This window comes from Geodermatophilus amargosae, assembly GCF_041028265.1.
GTDB lineage: Bacteria > Actinomycetota > Actinomycetes > Mycobacteriales > Geodermatophilaceae > Geodermatophilus > Geodermatophilus amargosae_A.
The window spans coordinates 150540-166160 of record NZ_JABGCW010000001.1 but is presented as its reverse complement, the minus strand read 5'-3'; the positions used below and the strand labels follow the sequence as shown (position 1 = coordinate 166160).

Below are 15621 nucleotides of genomic sequence, written 5' to 3'. Positions count from 1 at the left end.
CGGTGGGTGGCTCGGGCGGGTACCCGCCCCAGCCGCCGCAGCCGAACCATGCCGTGACCCCCGGCTACGAGCAGGGCGCCACCGGCTACGAGCAGGGCACGACCGGCTACGAGCAGGGCGCCACCGGCTACACCGAGGGCTCGACCGGTTACACCCAGGGCGCCGGCTTCGACCAGTCCTACGGCGCGCACGCCGGTGACCGCGGCACCCCGATGACCGAGGCCGGACGGCCCGAGGTCTCCGGCACCTCGGTCGGCGAGCTGATCAGCGAGGTCACCACGGACCTCTCGGTGCTCATGCGCCAGGAGCTCCAGCTGGCCAAGGCCGAGATCACGGTCGAGGCCAAGAAGGCGGGCCAGGGCGCGGGCATGTTCGGTGCCGCGGGCTTCGCCGGCTACATGGTGCTGATGTTCCTCTCCTTCGCCCTGTGGTGGGCGCTGGAGAACCTGATGGACGCCGGCCTGGCCGCGCTCATCGTGGCGGTCCTCTGGGGCGTCATCGGAGCCGTCGCGTTCGTCATGGGGCGCAAGAAGTTCCGGCAGGTCAACCCCAAGCCCAAACGGACCGTGGACACCCTCCAGCAGGTCCCCGGCGCCCTCAAGCCCCACTGACCCGCGGCCCGCGACCCGACCGGTCCGGCCACCACACCCCCTGGAGCAGACATGACCAGCAGCAGCAGTGACCCGGACGTCATCCGGCGGCAGATCGAGGAGACGCGTCGTGAGCTGAGCTACGACGTCGACGCCCTCAACGAGAAGGTCAACCCGGCCCGCGTCATCGACCGGCGCATGGCCACGGCGAAGGGCCGCTTCGCCAACGTCAAGGACAAGGTCATGGGCTCGTCCCACGACACCCGGTCCTCGTCGCGCGGCACCGCCCAGAACGCGCTCGGCTCGGTGCAGGGCGCGGCGTCCAACGCGGCCGGCACCGTGCAGGGCGCGGCGTCCAGCGCGGCCGGCACCGTGCAGGGCGCGGCGTCCAGTGCGGCCGGCACCGTGCAGGACGCCGCCTCGCAGGCCGCCCACGCCGTCCAGCAGGCCCCCGACGCGGTGGTCCGCCAGACGCAGGGCAACCCGCTCGCGGCCGGGCTGATCGCCTTCGGCGTCGGCTGGCTGGTGTCGAGCCTCCTGCCGGCCACGCAGAAGGAGCAGCAGCTGGCCCAGCAGGCCGAGTCCGCCCTGCGCGAGCACAAGGACGAGCTCCTCGCCCCGGCCAAGCAGGCCGCGCAGGAGGTCGGCGAGCAGCTCAAGCCGGCCGCGCAGCACGCCGTCGAGGAGGTCAAGGGCACCGCCCAGGACGCTGCCCAGACGGTCAAGCAGGAGGGCCAGTCGGCCGCGCAGGACGTGCAGGGCCAGGCCCAGCAGTCCCGCCAGTCGGTGCAGAGCCAGTCCTCCACCAGCTAGTCCCCCGCACCACAGCACCACCGCACCACCGCGACACCGCAGCGCCCCGCCGGGTCCGCCCGGCGGGGCGCTGTCGTGTCCGCCCCTCCCCTGCCCGGGTGAGACCCTCCCGCCCCGGCTGGACGCGGAGGCCCGGCGCGCCGATCTCCCCGGGGTGACCGGGACCGAGGCCGAGCTGGTGGCGCTGCGCGCACAGGTCGCCGCACTGCGGGCCGAGCGCGCCACGCTGGCCGCGCTGGTCGCCGACCGCGGCGAGGAGCTCGCCGTCGCCGCGCGCATGCTGCGCGCCCGCGCCGCCACGATGACCAGCGTCATCGACGCCATCACCGAGCAGTCCGTCGTCGGCACCGACCGCGACGGCGTCGTCCGCGTGTGGAACCCCGGCGCGGAGCGGCTGCTCGGGCTCCCCCGGGCCGACGTCGTCCGCCGGCGCCGGATCACCGACTTCCACGTGCCCGACGAGCTCGGCGACCGCGGACTGGACGCGCTCGTGTCGGCGGCGGCCGAGCACGGCAGCGACGTCCGCGACTGGACCTACGTGGCCGCCGACGGCGGCCGGCGGACCGTCTCGGTCGCGGTCACCCCGCGCGCCGACGACGACGGCTGCTCCGCCGGCTGGACCTTCGTCGGCACCGACATGACCGAGGTGCGCGCCGCCGAGAGGCTCAAGGACCAGTTCGTCGCGCTGGTCAGCCACGAGCTGCGCACCCCGCTCTCGGCGGTGCTCGGCTGGCTGGAGGTCGTGCTGGACGACCCCGCGCTCGACGACGGCCACCGCCGGTCCCTCGACGTCGTCACCCGCAACGCGTCCCGCCTCGAGCGCCTCGTCGGCGACCTGCTGTTCACCGCCCAGGTCGAGGCCGGCCGCTTCGTGCTCACCCCCGGTGAGGTCGACCTCGCGCACCTGGTGGCGGCCGCGGAGGAGTCCGCCCGGGTCACCGCCGCGGCCGCCGGCGTCACGCTGACGGCACACCTGCCCGCCTCGGGGCCGGTGGTGCCCGGCGACGCCGTCCGGCTCGCCCAGGCGGTGGACAACCTGGTCTCCAACGCGGTGAAGTTCACGCCGCGCGGCGGGCGGGTGGAGCTGGTCGTCGGGTGTGGGGAGCACGTCGCGTCCGTGCAGGTCCGCGACACCGGCGTCGGCATCCCCGCGGCCGAGCAGCAGCGGCTGGGCGAGCGGTTCGTCCGCGCCGCGAGCGCCCGGCGCGCCGGCGTGCCCGGCGTGGGGCTCGGCCTGTCCATCACCCGGGCCATCGCCGCGGCCCACGGCGGCCGGCTCGAGCTCGCCGGCACCGAGGGCCGCGGGACGACGGCCACGCTGGTCCTGCCGCGCTGAGCACACCGTTCGTGCGCTCGCTGCACGGGGGTCGCCCCGAGCGGCCACGGAGCCGGTGGCAGGCTCGGGATCGTGATCCCGGACGACGGCATCCCCGTCCGGCGGGCCTCGGTCGTCCCCTCCGACGGCGACCTGCCCGCCCGGCTACTGGCCTTCCTCGAGCACCGCGCGGCGTCGCCGCGGTCCGGTGCACCCGCTGCGGACCCGGCGCCGGCGGTCCCCGTCGACCCCGGGCCCACCGGGGTGGCGGGACCGTCCCGGCGCCGTGCGGGGGTCAGGCCACCAGGCGGTAGCCCACCCCGCGGACGGTCCTGATCTCGGCCGCCTGCAGGCCGGCGGCGGACAGCTTGCGGCGCAGGTTGGACATGTGTGCCTCGACCAGCCGCAGGCTGCCGGCCCACTCGGTGCGCCACACCTCCCGCAGCAGCGTCTCGCGCTGCAGCACGCGGCCGGGGCGGGCGGCCAGCGCCGCCAGCAGGTCGAACTCGGTGCGGGTCAGGTCGACCACGGCGCCGTCGACGCGCACCTCGCGGGTGTCCTCGTCGACCTCGAGATCGGCCAGCCGGACGACGGCGTCGGCGGACCCGGCCGCCGGCCAGGGGCGCCGCAGCATCGCCTGCACGCGGGCCACGAGCTCACGGGGCGAGAACGGCTTGGCCATGTACCCGTCGGCGCCGACGGCGAGGCCGACCAGCAGGTCGACCTCCTCGGCGCGGGCGGTGAGCATGAGCACGTAGCAGCCGCTCTCCGCGCGCAGCCGGCGGCAGACCTCGGTACCGTCCTCGTCGGGCAGGCCGAGGTCGAGCACGACCAGGTCCGGCGCGGACCGGCGCACCTCGGCCAGGCACGCGGCGCCGGTGCCCACGGCCCGGACGTCGAACCCGGCGCGGGCGAGCACCGTGGCGACCAGGTCGCGGATCTCCGCGGTGTCCTCCACCACCAGCACCGACTGCCCGGCCACCGTGCGCCTCCCGTCCCGGCGACCCGGACGGGCGCCTCGAGGAGGGCAACGGCAGCCCCGGGACCGCGGTCCAGCCCGACCGCGGTCCCCTCACCCCTGCGAGGTGGGGTCAGACGAAGGCGCTGACCCCGGTCAGCGCCCGCCCGACGATCAGGCTGTTGATCTCGCGGGTCCCCTCGTAGGAGTAGAGCGCCTCGGCGTCGGCGAAGTACCGGACGACGTCGTTCTCCAGCAGGATCCCGTTGCCGCCGAACAGCTCGCGGGCCAGCGCGACGGTCTCCCGGGCGCGGCCGGTGACGAAGGCCTTGGCCAGCGCCGCCTGCTCGTCCTTGAAGACGCCCTCCTCCTGCAGCTGCGAGACCCGGACCGCCATGCCGAGGCTGGCCGTCACGTTGCCCGCCATGCGGGCGAGAAGGTCCTGGATCAGCTGGAAGCCGGCGATCGGGCGGCCGAACTGCGAGCGCTCCTTGGCGTAGGAGATCGCCGCCTCGAAGGCGCCCATCTGGCAACCCACCGCCGACCACGCCACACCGCCGCGGGTCAGCTTGAGCACCCGGTTGACGTCCTTGAAGGAGTTGCCGTGCTCGAGCTTGTTCTCCGCCGGCACCCGGCAGCCCTCGAACACGATGTCGGCGTTCTGCACGGTGCGCAGCGCGTACTTGCCCTCCATCTTCGTGGGCGTGAAGCCGGGGGTGCCCTTCTCGACGACGAAGGTCTTCACCGAGTCGTCCTCGACGTCGCGGGCGAACACCACCACGACGTCGGCGATGGTCCCGTTGCCGATCCAGCGCTTGGCGCCGTCGATGACCCACCCGTCGCCGTCGCGGCGCGCGGTGGTCTCCAGCCCGCGCGCGACGTCGGAGCCGCCGTGCGGCTCGGTCAGGGCGAAGGCGCCGATCTTGTCGAAGGCCACCATGTCGGGCACCCACCGGGCGCGCTGCTCGTCGGACCCGAGCATCACGATCGACCCCATCGACAGCCCGTTGTGCACGCCGAGGAACGTGGCCATCGACGGGTCCACCCGCGAGGTCTCCAGCGCGATGAAGCCGGTGAACAGCCGGGACGCGCGGGGCTGGTGCTCCAGGTCGTAGCTGCGCCCGACCATGCCCTCCTCGGCGAAGCGGGGCACCAGGTCCATCGGGAACTCCGACGAGGCCCAGGCGTCGTTGACGCGCGGCCGGACCTCCTCGTGCAGGAAGCGCCGGATGCCGGACAGCTCCTTGCGCTCGTCGTCGGTCAGCAGGGTCTCGTAGCCGTACAGGTCGCCGGGCAGGGCGGCGGGGAGCTCGTCGGTCATCGGGGTCCTCCCGTTGGCGGATGACCCTCTCCTACCCGCCACCAGGGCGACGCAACTCGATCGTGGCCGTCGGGAACGGGTCGGTGCCCGCCTGCGCGGCGGCGGTCACGGCGAAGCCGCGCCGACCGGCCGCCGCCGCGACCTCGGCGCGCACCCGGTCGGCGTCGCCCGGGCGCATCACCGAGGCGCCGAGGACCACCCGCCCGCCCGGGGCGAGCACCCGCGCGACGACGTCCCACTCCGGCGCCGGGGGCGTCCAGAACGCCCGGACGTCGACGGCGACGACGGCGTCGAAGCGCTCCGCGCCCAGGTCGGCGTCGACGAGCGCGGCGGCCAGGAGCCGGACCCTGCCCTCCTCGACCGCCGCCCGGTTGCGCCGGGCGGCGGCCGCCACCATCCGGGCCGACCGGTCGACGGCGACCACCCGGCCCGGGCCCACGGCCGCGGCCAGCAGGGTGACCAGCACGCCGGCACCGCAGCCGACCTCGAGCACCCGTTCCCCCGGCGTGGCCGCCACCACGCCGGCCACGGCGGCCAGCCGGTCCGACGGCGGCCGGGTGCTCACACGTGCGCCTGGCCGGTGGAGGCGCTGGTGCCGCCGTCCACGGCGAGGACCGCACCGGTGACGTACCGGGCGCCGTCGCCGGCCAGGAAGAGCACCGCCGGGGCGATGTCCTCGGGCTCGCCGACGCGACCCAGCGGGACCCGGTCGACGTGCGGCGCCAGCGAGGCCTCGTCACGGGGCACGTCGGCGTTGAGCTCGGTGGACGTGAAGGCGGGCGCGACGGCGTTGAGCCGCACGCCGCGCGGGCCCCAGTCCAGCGCCAGCGACCGCACGAAGTTGGTCACCGCGGCCTTGGTGGCGTTGTAGGCCGCCTGTCCCCAGTCGCCGCGCAGGCCCGACACCGAGGAGACGGCGACCAGGTTGCCGCCGGACTCCGCCAGGTGCGGGAGCGTGGCCTTGGCGAGGTGGAAGAAGGCGTCGACGTTGGTGGCGCGCAGCCGCTCCCACGCGTCGTCGGCGAGGTCGGTGAGCTCGCCGCTCTCGTAGCCGGCGGCGTTGCTGACGACGACGTCGAGCCGGCCGAACCGGTCGACGACGTCGGCGACGAGCTGCCGCACCTGGGCGGGGTCGGAGACGTCGGCCGGCAGTGCCGCCGCGCGCTCGGCAGGGACGCCTTCCAGCGCGGCCTCCAGCCGCTCCCGCCGTCGTCCGGTGACGGCGACGGTGGCGCCGGCGTCGAGGAAGGCCCGGGTGATCGCCAGGCCGATGCCCGAGCCGCCGCCGGTGACGAGGACGACGGAGCCGGTGAAGTCCGAGGTGGTGGTGGCCATGCTCCCCTCCTCCCCCGCGACGGCGCGGCGGAACCGCGCCCGCCCCTGGCTCAGCCCCGCTGGCGGCGCTCAGCCCCGCTGGCGGCGCCTCCGCCCGGCGAAGGCCCGCTTCACCCGGCGCCAGCGGTTCGGGGTGTGCTCGGCGTCGAGCAGCTCGGTGTCGGCGAGGAACCGCTCGACCGTGTCCAGCCGCGGCGGCTCGAAGGGCACCAGGGAGCGCCCGTCCGGCCGCATCAGCACGTCGACGGCCCGCACCAGCGAGCCGCCGTGCTCCTCCACCGCGGCCGCGACCTCCTCCGGGGCCACCCCGAGGTGCTCCCCCAGCAGGCGGTGCCGCATCGACAGCACCGCGGCCCGGAGCTCGGCCTCCCGCGGGTCGCCGGTGCGGGCCTCGATCGACAGGTCGCACTCGGTGTCCAGGCCCATCGAGCGGTTGTTGAGGTTGGACGAGCCGACCCGCAGCAGCCGGTCGTCGACGCAGGTGACCTTCGCGTGCACGTACACCGGCCGGCGCCCCTCGGTGACCGGCACCAGCAGCCGGAACCGGTCGTGCCGGTCGGCGCGGCGGACCAGGTCGAGCAGCTTGACCCGTGCGGTGTCCATGGCCTTGCTCTCCAGCCACCCCTCCGCGCCGCGGGGGTTGAGCACGACGAACTCCGGGCCGTCGTCCTCGCCCAGCCGGTCGGCGATCGCCTCGGCGATCCGGCGGTTGGCGAAGTACTGCGTCTCGACGTAGACGGTGCGCCGCGCTGCGGCGATCGCGGCCAGCCAGAGCAGCTCGATCTCGTGCACCAGCTCGGCGCCGCCGTACTCGGGGCGGGTGCGGGACACGGCGACGTCGACGTCGGTGAGGAAGGTCTCGACTCCGTCGGGCCAGCACGCCTCGACGTCGTCCACCGGCTCCAGCCGCTCCCCCGTGCCGCTCTCCCAGCGCTCCCGGGCGAGGTCGCCGAGCGCCCGGGCGGCCGGGCCGGACACCAGGCTGGTGACGTCGTGCCACGGGCCGCGCAGCCGGGTGGTGTGCGGGCGGTGGCGCAGGGGGTGGCGGTCGCGGTGCTCGGGGGTGTCCCAGCGGTCGGCGGTGACGTCGATGCCGCCGGCGAAGGCGAGGCAGTCGTCGATGACGACGATCTTCTGGTGGTGGGCGCCGCCCAGCGGGTGGTGCATGTCGACGGCGAAACGCAGCCGGTCCGGTGTGCGCCGGTTGAGCAGCACGATCGGGGCCATGCGCCGGTTGAGCGCCACGACCATGCCGAGGTCCCACTGCAGGACGCCGATCTCCAGCCGCGGGTTGTCGCGGACGGCCTTCGCCAGCACCCGGCCCAGGCGGTCGTCCTTCGCGCGGCCGGGGGCGCGGGGGTCCAGTCGGATGCGCGGGTCGAAGTCCCAGCCGATGAACAACACCCGCCGCTCGGCGCGCAGGACCGCGCGCTTGAGGGTGGCGAAGTAGTCGGCGGCGTCGACGAAGACCGCGTGCCGCTCGGCGCGCTCGATGCGCCAGCAGGTCTCGCCCGGGACGAGCAGCGTGTCGTCCGTCTGCGCGGGGACGGTCGCGCGGGAGGGCGCCGGCACGGCGGGGAGCCGGGACGTCCCGGCGGTGTCGGCGCTCTCGATCACCCCGGCAGTGTGCCGACCAGGGCAAGCCGCCGCGCCGCCCTCTCCCTCGTCCGGGTGGGCGGCCGGCGCCTCGAGCGGTCTGGAGGAACCCGCTGCACGAGGGATGGGGATCCCCGGCGATGCCGAGGACGGGAACGCCGGTGCAGGGACCGACGCCCCTTGCCGCTACAGCGGGAGGAGCGGATCGTCGGTGCCCCGCGACGCTCCCCGGAGGGCCGGACATGGCCAGTCAGCACGAGAACCCCGCCGCCCGGACGCGGCTGGACGCGGTGCCGGGGTCGATACCCGACTCCCTCCCCGAGGACCCGGACGAGCGCGCCGACCTGCTGGAGGACCGGCGCCGGCAGCAGGACCGCGACCACGGCGAGCTGGGCGGCGAGGCCTGACGGGGCTCCCGGTCCCCGCTCAGGCCCGGTAGGGACGTCCCGCCGAGGAGGCCGTGGCGGTGTCGGCACCGTTCGCACCGGGCCTGCGGCGCGGAGGTCCTCCGTACCAGTCCAGACAGACCATGGTGGCGTCGTCGCGGAGGTCGCCACCCGTCGCGCGCAGCACCGCCGCGCCGAGCTCGTGGACGACCTCGCGGGGGTGCAGGTCCGTGGTGTCGTGGAGGGCTGCCGCGACGTCGAGGACGGTGGCGTTGCGCTCCTGCATGCCGTCGGTGAGGAACACCACCCGGTCCCCCGGCTCGAGCGGGAGGCGCTGCACCCGGAACGACCGGCCGGGGACGACCCCGAACGGCGGCTCGATCCCCAGGTCGACCTCCTCCACCCGGCCGTTCCTCAGCCGCAGGGGGAACGGGTGACCGGCGTTGACGATCCCGGCGGTGCCGGTCGGCAGGTCCACGCGCACGAGCTGTCCGGTGACGAACTCCCCGCCGGAGCCGTTCTCCAGGAGGGCGTCGTTGGCGTACCGGGCCTGGGCGGCGAGGTCCAGGCCCTTGCGGCGGGCGTTGCGCAGCGCCCCGACGAGCAGGGTGGCCAGCAGCGAGGCCTGGACCTCGTGGCCGACGGCATCGGTGATCGAGACGTGGAGCGAGTCCTGGTTGAGCGTGTAGTCGAACGTGTCGCCGCCCACCGAGGCCGCCGGCTCGAGCCAGCCGGCGAGGGTGAACTGCCCGGCCTCGCAGGTGTAGGAGGCCGGGAGCAGCCGACGCTGGATCTCGGCGGGCAGGGAGAACGGCGTGGTGCGCTGCCCCCACTCGAACACGTCGGTGTACCGGCGGGCGGCGATGACGACGTAGGCCAGCGCGTGCGCGGCGGCGGCCACCTCGGCGACCGTCGAGGTGCCGGGGGACGCGGGCAGGACCAGTTCCAGCAGGCCGATCGCGTCCCCGCGGTCGCTGACCGGCGCGATCACGCGGACCCCGTCGTCGAGCTCCTCGACGTCGACCTCCTGCGTCCGCAGCACGCGCTCGTACACGGTGCCCGACAGCGGGATCGTCTCCGCCTGCGCACCCGCCTGGGTGCGGGCACCCTCCACCCCGGCGCCGCCCGTGGTGAGGCGGACGACGGCGCGGCCGCTGAAGTCGGCGATCAGGAAGGCGAGCCCGCGCGCCCCGACCATGTGCGCGAGCGCCTCCGCCGCAGCCTCCACGGCCTCGATCGGCGCGGTCCCCATGACGTGGTCGAGCAGCGCGCCGACGTCCAGGCCGGGAGTCGGCGGCACTCGCATGGGGTGACTCTAGGCGGGCCCTCGCGCGCCCTTCCCGGTCGCGGGCTACTCGCGGACGACCCACACCTCGGCGTTGCCCTGCGCGGTCTGGCGCCGCTGCACCGGCTCGAAGCGCTCGTAGACGCCGAACCACTGCGGGCCGTCGTAGACCAGCCGGGCGGACGAGAGCTGCGCGGCCGGTACCTCGGCGACCTCCCGATGGCGGGGACCACCCACGTGCAAGACCAGCGTCACGACCTCGACGGTAGCCGAGCCGGGCAACCCGGGTCCCGATCCGGCCACGCCACGGGCGCCCCGGCCGGTGCGCAGGTCCTGCGGAGGGGCCGGTGCGCGACCGGCGGCGTCCTCGGATGCCGGAAGGTCGGTTGCCGGCGGTGATCGCTGGGCAACCCGTCGGGGACGACGCCGACCCGAAACGAGCCGATGCCCCCGGAGAGCTGGCCCCGACGGCCCTGTCCCGAGACCTCGGGACCCCGCTACGAGGCGGAGATCACCGACCCACGACAACTGGGGACGGTGCGGGCCGGCCTGCGCTCGTGGCTGCCCGAGGTCTCGGTGGCCGACGACGCCGACGGGGCCCTGCTCGACGAGCTCCTGCTGGCCGTGGACGAGCTCGCGTCGAACGGCCTCCGGCACGGCGGTGCACCGGTGCGCGTCTACGCGGCCCCCACGACGCAGGGGCTGCTGCTCGACGTCAGCGACGGCGATCCGGACCACGGGCCGGTGCCGGCCGTGGGGCGCGATCCCGCACTCGGCGGCATGGGGCTGCACATGGTCGCCCACGTCACCTCCGTGCGGGGCTGGGAGGTCCTCGGCGACCGCAAGCACGTCTGGGCCTGCCTGCACCGCGGGTGAGCTCCCCGCCCCCGGTCAGCACCCGGAGGACGGTCTGCGGTCGACGTGCAGTGGGCCCCCGGAGCGGCACCACGGTGGCACCTGCCGCTCCGTCCTGGGTCCCGTCGGTCGCGTCGCCGACCCCCGTCAGGTCGCACGACGCATGATCCGGCATTGCACAATGGGTTGCTGCCGGCCACCCGAGCCGGGCACGCCCTTCGCGACCGGGTCGGTCGGACCTGCGGGAGGTCGCTGCATGGAGCGCACGTCGCTTCCGTCCGGGAACACGACGGACGGTGTCGTCAGTGCGGTGCAGGCTCCCGTGGATCAGGTCGCCGGTGCGACCGCTGCAGTGCGACGGCTGCTCGACGCCGAGGAACGGGTGGCCGCCGCACGCCGGGTCGAGGTCGACGAGCGACTCGCCACGGAGCTCGACGGCCTGGTCACGGCGGCCTGTCGGCTGCTCGACGCACCCTCGGGGCAGGTGTCCCTCCTGTCCGACGTGCAGTACGTGGCCGGAGGAGTCGGAGCCGCAGCCCCCGCCGTGGGCACGACCGGACCGCTGGACGACTCGCTCTGCACGCTGACCGCCGCGGACCGCCGACTGCTCGCACTGACCGATGCCCGTTCCGACGTCCGGGCCACCGCCCTCGGTCCCGTGCGCGACGGGACGGTGCGGGGTTACCTGGGCGTGCCCCTGACGGACCAGCAGGGCCACGTCATCGGCTCACTGTGCGTCTTCGACGACGAGCCGCGACGGTGGTCGGGGGACGACGAGGCGATGCTGCGGGTCGTCGGGCGGGCCGTGGCGACGGAGCTGGCCATGTCGTCGGTCGTCCTGGAGCACGAGGCCGAACGGCTGCGCTGGACGCTGTCGGTGGACGCCGGTGAGGTGGGGAGTTTCGACCTCGACCTCCTCGGCGGCCGGCTGGTCTTCGATGCCCGGTCACGTGAGCTGCTCGGCTACCCCGAGGCGGAGTCCGACGAGACGCTCGAGGGATTCCGCGCCCGGCTGCACCCGCACGACGTCGACCGCGTCGGCCAGGCGTTGGCGGCGGCGGTGACCGCTCGCGGGACGTTCGAGTCCGAGCACCGCATCCTGCTGCCCGACGGCCGGACCCGGTGGGTCCAGGCCCGGGGCAAGGTGCTGTGCGACGAGGCCGGCGAGGCCGCGCGCTTGTTCGGCGCCGTCCACGACACGACGCAGCTGCACGGCAGCCACCACCGGACGACGCGGATGCTGGAGGCGATGCCCTCGGGCTTCCTCTCCCTGGACACGGACTGGCGCTTCACCGTCCTGAACGTCGCGGCCGAGCGGTTGCTGGGACACCAGCGCAGCCACCTGCTGGGACGGACGATCTGGGAGGCCTTTCCGGACACCGTCGGCAACGAGTTCGAGCGCGCCTACCGGACCGCGGTCGAGACCCAGACCCCGCAGACGCTGGAGGCCTACTACCCGGCGCCGCTGGACGCGTGGTACGAGGTCCTGTGCTGGCCGACGCCGGATGGGCTCTCCCTGTACTTCGCCGACATCAGCACCCGCCGGGCCGCCGCCGAGAAGGCCGCCCACCTGTCGGCGCGGCTGGCTCTGCTGGCCGAGGTGAACGCGCGGATGCTGGAAGCGGTCGACATCCGCGCCGCGGTGAGGGACGTGCCCCGCCTGCTGGTCCCCCTGCTGTCCGACGGCTGCTTCGTCACGCTGATCGAGGAGGACGGGAGACCGTACGACGTCGCCTCCTGGCACGCCGATCCCGACCGCCGGGCTGCGCTGGACGCGTACACCGCCGTCCGCCTCGAGTCGATGCCGGCCGCGTCACCGGTCGCGCGGGTGCTCGCGACGGGCGTGCCGGTGCGCAGCAACGCCGACGAGGTCCGTGACCTGCTCCCGGCCGGGGAGACACGGGACCTGCTGGAGTCGCTCGACGCGGCCGACGGGCTCGTCCTCCCGATCACCGGCCGCGACCGCGTGCTCGGCGCGCTGTCCCTCTTCACCGGTACCGGCCGACCGCTCAGCGCCGACGACGAGGCGACTGCGACCGACATCGCCTCCCGCATGGGCCTCGCGCTGGACAACGCCCGCCTCGCCAGGGCGCAGACCCGGATCGCCGAGGGCCTGCAGCGGAACCTCCTCACCGCCCCGCCGGAGCCCGCCCACGCCCACATCGTGGTCCGCTACGTCCCGGCCGGAGAAGCCGCCCGGGTGGGTGGGGACTGGTACGACGCCTTCATGCAGCGCAACGGCGCGACGGTGCTCGTCATCGGAGACGTCGCCGGCCATGACGTCGAGGCGGCAGCCTCGATGGCGGAGCTGCGCAGTCTGCTCCGTGGCATCGCCGCCTCCTCCGACGGTGGCCCGGCCGAGATCCTGATGGGCCTCGACACGTCCATGGAGCTCCTCCAGGTCCGGACGATGGCGACGGCGGCCGTGGCCAGGCTCGAGCAGACGCCGGCGCAGCGTGCGGCCGGGCTGACCCGCCTGACCTGGTCCAACGCGGGGCACCCGCCACCTCTGGTCCTGCACCCCGACGGGCGGCTGTCGTTCCTCGCAGCCGAGCGGGCGGAACTGCTGCTCGGGGTGGTCCCCGGGACGCCCCGTACGCAGCACGAGGCGACGCTCGAACGGGACACCACCGTCCTCCTCTACACCGACGGGCTCGTCGAGCGCCGCTCCAGCGACCTCGACGAGGGTCTCGACCTGCTGCGCTCGGCAGTCCGGGACCTGGCCGACCTGCCTCTGGACCAGCTGTGCGACGGGGTGATCGACCGACTCGTCGACGGGCGCCCCGACGACGACGTCGCGCTGGTCGCCGTCCGCCTCCACCGCGAGGACCTCCCGCGGCCGGCGGAGGCCGGTCCGCGAGACGTGCCGACGATCGTGGAGCACCCGTGACGGACACACCTGCCACGCTGCTCCCCCGGGACGACCTGGACGCAGCGGCGACGTCCATGGCGGACGACGTGCCCACGGCAGGCCCGGTCGAGGTCGACGCGTTCGCCGTACCGATCAGGGGCAGCTCTCCGACAGGTCGACACCCCGGGCCGGTCGCCGTCATCTGCACGACGAGGGGGCACTGACGTGGACGCTCCGGGTTGGCGGGAGGCGACACCGCCGGCCGTGACGGCACCGTTCCTCGACGGCGTCGTGACCACGGCGGTGGACATCACGCTCCTCCGGGGACGTCTCCACCGCGAGCTGCTCCGACGGCAGCTGCCCACCCGGGCGGACGAGGACGGCGCCGAGCGCCTGCTCCTGGCCTTCGAGGAGCTCGCCTCCAACGGACTCCGCCACGGGGCGCCTCCCGTGTCCGTCAGCGTGTCGCAGGGCGACGGCGGCTGGCTCATCACCGTGTCGGACGGAGCGTCCGAGCGCACGCCGACGCCGGACGTGGACCGCGATCCGGCCGACGGAGGACTCGGCCTGTACCTGGTCGCCCGGTTGAGTGCCGCCTACGGCTGGTGCACCCGCACCGGCCGCAAGGACGTGTGGGCCTCCGTCCGCACGGCCACCGCGACCTGAGGTCGCCGCGCCACGCGCGAGGCCGGCACAGGTCCCGGTGACCCGACCCCGCACGAACTGCGGCACGCGGTGACCGGCGCCGCCGTGGCCGACGGACCAGACGCTGCCGCGCCGACCTCGTTCCCGGATCGTGCGGACCACGCGCGGTCCAGACCCGGCCGCGGCTGACGGACGACGAGGGCCTGACCTGCGGTGTCGCAGGTCAGGCCCTCGTCAACGGGTGGAGCTGAGGGGACTCGAACCCCTGACCCCCACACTGCCAGTGTGGTGCGCTACCAGCTGCGCCACAGCCCCGTTCCCGGCCCGCCGGGACTCGCGCGGGCCATGGAGGACTATACGTGCTCCCCGCCCCCGTCCCGCGGTGGGGGGTGGATGCGCGCGTCGACGTGGCCGCGGTCGGACAGGAGGCCGGCGGTCAGACCTCGACGCCGCGCGCGGCCAGCCACGGCACCGGGTCGACCTTCCGGCCGGACATGCCGCCCTGGTGGACCTCGAAGTGCAGGTGCGGCCCGGTCGACTGACCGCGGTTGCCCAGCAGCGCGATCGTCTCGCCGGCCTCCACGAACTGCCCGACCTCGACGAGGATCTCCTGCATGTGGCCGTAGACGGTGACGTCGCCGTTGTCGTGGAGGACGTAGACCGCGAGGCCGAAGCCGCTGGCGGCACCGGCCCGCAGCACCACGCCGTCGGCCGCGGCGTACTCGGGCGTGCCGATCGGGGCGGCCAGGTCGATGCCGTAGTGGAAGGTGCCCCAGCGCGAGCCGTAGCCGCTGGTGAAGCGCGCGCCGGAGACCGGCAGCACCGCCTTGGGCCGGGCCGCCTCGGCCGCGGCCTCCGCGGCGGCGGCCTCGGCCGCGGCGCGCTCGGCGCGGCTGGCGGCCACCTCCTGCAGGCGGGCCTGCGCCTCGGCCTCGGTGATCGAGGCCATGGGCAGGACCTCCTCGGAGACGTCGCCGGTGGCCAGCTCCATCTGCTCGCCCAGCACCGAGGACGGCTCGGCCGCCGCGTGCGTCGAGCCGGGGACGCCGAGGACGCCGGCACCGATGGCCCCGGCCACCAGCGCGGCGAGGAGGAGGTACGGACGGCGGTCCCGCAGGCCGCGGCGGCGGATGGGGACGGCCACGGGCGCCGGGGCCTCGGCCACGGGCGCCGGGGCCTCGGCCACGGGCGCCGGCAGGACCGTGGTGGCCAGGGACGCGACGACGTCGTCGGCGGCAGTTCGCGGCACGGGCAGGACGGGCGGGAAGCCGCGCAGCGCCGACACGGGCCGGGCGGCGGGGCTCCGGTGCGCGCCGGTCCGGGGACCGGGCACCGCCCCGCCGCGGTCGCTGGCGGGACGGGTGAGGAGACCCGCGGTCGTCCGGGAACTGGCCAATGCGCGTACCCCGCTCGTGGGAAGCGGCCCGGGTGGGCCCGATCAGGTGGTATCGATCCAAACACACCGTGACTCAGTCGTGACCGAACGTGCGGCGTGTCCCTCGGCAACACGCCGTGTGGCACGTGTCACGTGGGGCGGAAGGGTTTGCCGGCCCCTCCGACCGGACACATTCCAGAGTCCGGCGTGGAAGAGCTCGCGCCGTCCCGAACCACCCCCCGGGACCGACGCTCCCCCGTTGCCCCGGAGCCGCGTGCCCGTGCACGTCGGCAGCC

General features: G+C 75.1%; 15 protein-coding genes and 1 tRNA gene. 7 read left to right on the top strand and 9 right to left on the bottom strand.

Annotated elements, in window-relative coordinates; all coding sequences use genetic code 11:
* From HLV61_RS00885 to HLV61_RS00875, 3 genes are all read left to right on the top strand, one after another.
* On the top strand, positions 1 to 611 hold a 611-nt coding region (locus tag HLV61_RS00885), incomplete at its 5' end, for a phage holin family protein (protein ID WP_440284443.1).
* A gap of 51 nt (positions 612 to 662) precedes the next feature.
* A complete protein-coding gene (locus tag HLV61_RS00880) occupies positions 663 to 1403 on the top strand; it encodes a DUF3618 domain-containing protein (RefSeq protein WP_369252011.1) in 741 nt (246 codons plus the stop codon).
* A gap of 154 nt (positions 1404 to 1557) precedes the next feature.
* Positions 1558 to 2739 carry a sensor histidine kinase gene (locus HLV61_RS00875; RefSeq protein ID WP_369252009.1) on the top strand — a complete coding sequence of 394 codons (1182 nt, stop codon included), beginning with the start codon at positions 1558 to 1560 and terminating at the stop codon, positions 2737 to 2739.
* Positions 2740 to 3013: 274 nt separating this feature from the next.
* Here HLV61_RS00875 and HLV61_RS00870 read toward each other — a convergent pair whose 3' ends face one another.
* The 5 genes from HLV61_RS00870 to HLV61_RS00850 all read right to left on the bottom strand — a co-directional run bounded on the left by HLV61_RS00870 (position 3014) and on the right by HLV61_RS00850 (position 7949).
* On the bottom strand, positions 3014 to 3700 hold the full coding sequence (locus tag HLV61_RS00870) for a response regulator (RefSeq protein ID WP_369252007.1): 687 nt from the start codon (positions 3698 to 3700) through the stop codon (positions 3014 to 3016).
* 109 nt (positions 3701 to 3809) lie between these two features.
* The gene (locus tag HLV61_RS00865) at positions 3810 to 4997 is read right to left on the bottom strand and encodes an acyl-CoA dehydrogenase family protein (protein WP_369252005.1); all 1188 of its coding nucleotides are present in this window, start codon (positions 4995 to 4997) and stop codon (positions 3810 to 3812) included.
* A gap of 31 nt (positions 4998 to 5028) precedes the next feature.
* Entirely contained in the window at positions 5029 to 5562 is a 534-nt protein-coding gene (locus tag HLV61_RS00860) for a methyltransferase domain-containing protein (RefSeq protein ID WP_369252003.1), read from the bottom strand.
* A complete protein-coding gene (locus HLV61_RS00855) occupies positions 5559 to 6332 on the bottom strand; it encodes an SDR family NAD(P)-dependent oxidoreductase (RefSeq protein WP_369252001.1) in 774 nt (257 codons plus the stop codon). The genes HLV61_RS00860 and HLV61_RS00855 overlap by 4 nt, the downstream gene beginning before the upstream one ends.
* A 69-nt stretch (positions 6333 to 6401) precedes the next feature.
* The gene (locus HLV61_RS00850; RefSeq protein WP_369251999.1) at positions 6402 to 7949 is read right to left on the bottom strand and encodes a phospholipase D-like domain-containing protein; all 1548 of its coding nucleotides are present in this window, start codon (positions 7947 to 7949) and stop codon (positions 6402 to 6404) included.
* 221 nt (positions 7950 to 8170) lie between these two features.
* Here HLV61_RS00850 and HLV61_RS00845 point away from each other — a divergent pair, with 221 nt between their 5' ends.
* Complete coding sequence (locus tag HLV61_RS00845) at positions 8171 to 8335, top strand: hypothetical protein (RefSeq protein ID WP_369251997.1); 165 nt, start codon at positions 8171 to 8173, stop codon at positions 8333 to 8335.
* Between the two features lie 19 nt (positions 8336 to 8354).
* Here HLV61_RS00845 and HLV61_RS00840 read toward each other — a convergent pair whose 3' ends face one another.
* Positions 8355 to 9620 carry a PP2C family protein-serine/threonine phosphatase gene (locus tag HLV61_RS00840; protein WP_369251995.1) on the bottom strand — a complete coding sequence of 422 codons (1266 nt, stop codon included), beginning with the start codon at positions 9618 to 9620 and terminating at the stop codon, positions 8355 to 8357.
* A 45-nt stretch (positions 9621 to 9665) separates the two neighbouring features.
* Positions 9666 to 9854, bottom strand: a complete 189-nt coding sequence (locus HLV61_RS00835) for a hypothetical protein (RefSeq protein WP_369251993.1) — start codon at positions 9852 to 9854, stop codon at positions 9666 to 9668.
* A 189-nt stretch (positions 9855 to 10043) separates the two neighbouring features.
* On the opposite strand from HLV61_RS00835, the gene HLV61_RS00830 reads away from it, so the two are divergent.
* The 3 genes from HLV61_RS00830 to HLV61_RS00820 all read left to right on the top strand — a co-directional run bounded on the left by HLV61_RS00830 (position 10044) and on the right by HLV61_RS00820 (position 13971).
* Positions 10044 to 10475, top strand: coding sequence for an ATP-binding protein (locus HLV61_RS00830; RefSeq protein WP_369251991.1), 432 nt, complete (start codon positions 10044 to 10046; stop codon positions 10473 to 10475).
* Between the two features lie 289 nt (positions 10476 to 10764).
* Entirely contained in the window at positions 10765 to 13344 is a 2580-nt protein-coding gene (locus HLV61_RS00825; RefSeq protein ID WP_369251989.1) for a SpoIIE family protein phosphatase, read from the top strand.
* A 225-nt stretch (positions 13345 to 13569) separates the two neighbouring features.
* Positions 13570 to 13971 carry an ATP-binding protein gene (locus tag HLV61_RS00820; protein ID WP_369251987.1) on the top strand — a complete coding sequence of 134 codons (402 nt, stop codon included), beginning with the start codon at positions 13570 to 13572 and terminating at the stop codon, positions 13969 to 13971.
* A gap of 221 nt (positions 13972 to 14192) precedes the next feature.
* On the opposite strand, the gene HLV61_RS00815 is transcribed toward HLV61_RS00820, so the two are convergent.
* A tRNA-Ala gene (locus tag HLV61_RS00815) sits at positions 14193 to 14265 on the bottom strand.
* 121 nt (positions 14266 to 14386) lie between these two features.
* Positions 14387 to 15283 carry a M23 family metallopeptidase gene (locus tag HLV61_RS00810; RefSeq protein ID WP_369251985.1) on the bottom strand — a complete coding sequence of 299 codons (897 nt, stop codon included), beginning with the start codon at positions 15281 to 15283 and terminating at the stop codon, positions 14387 to 14389.
* Positions 15284 to 15621: the final 338 nt, after the last annotated feature.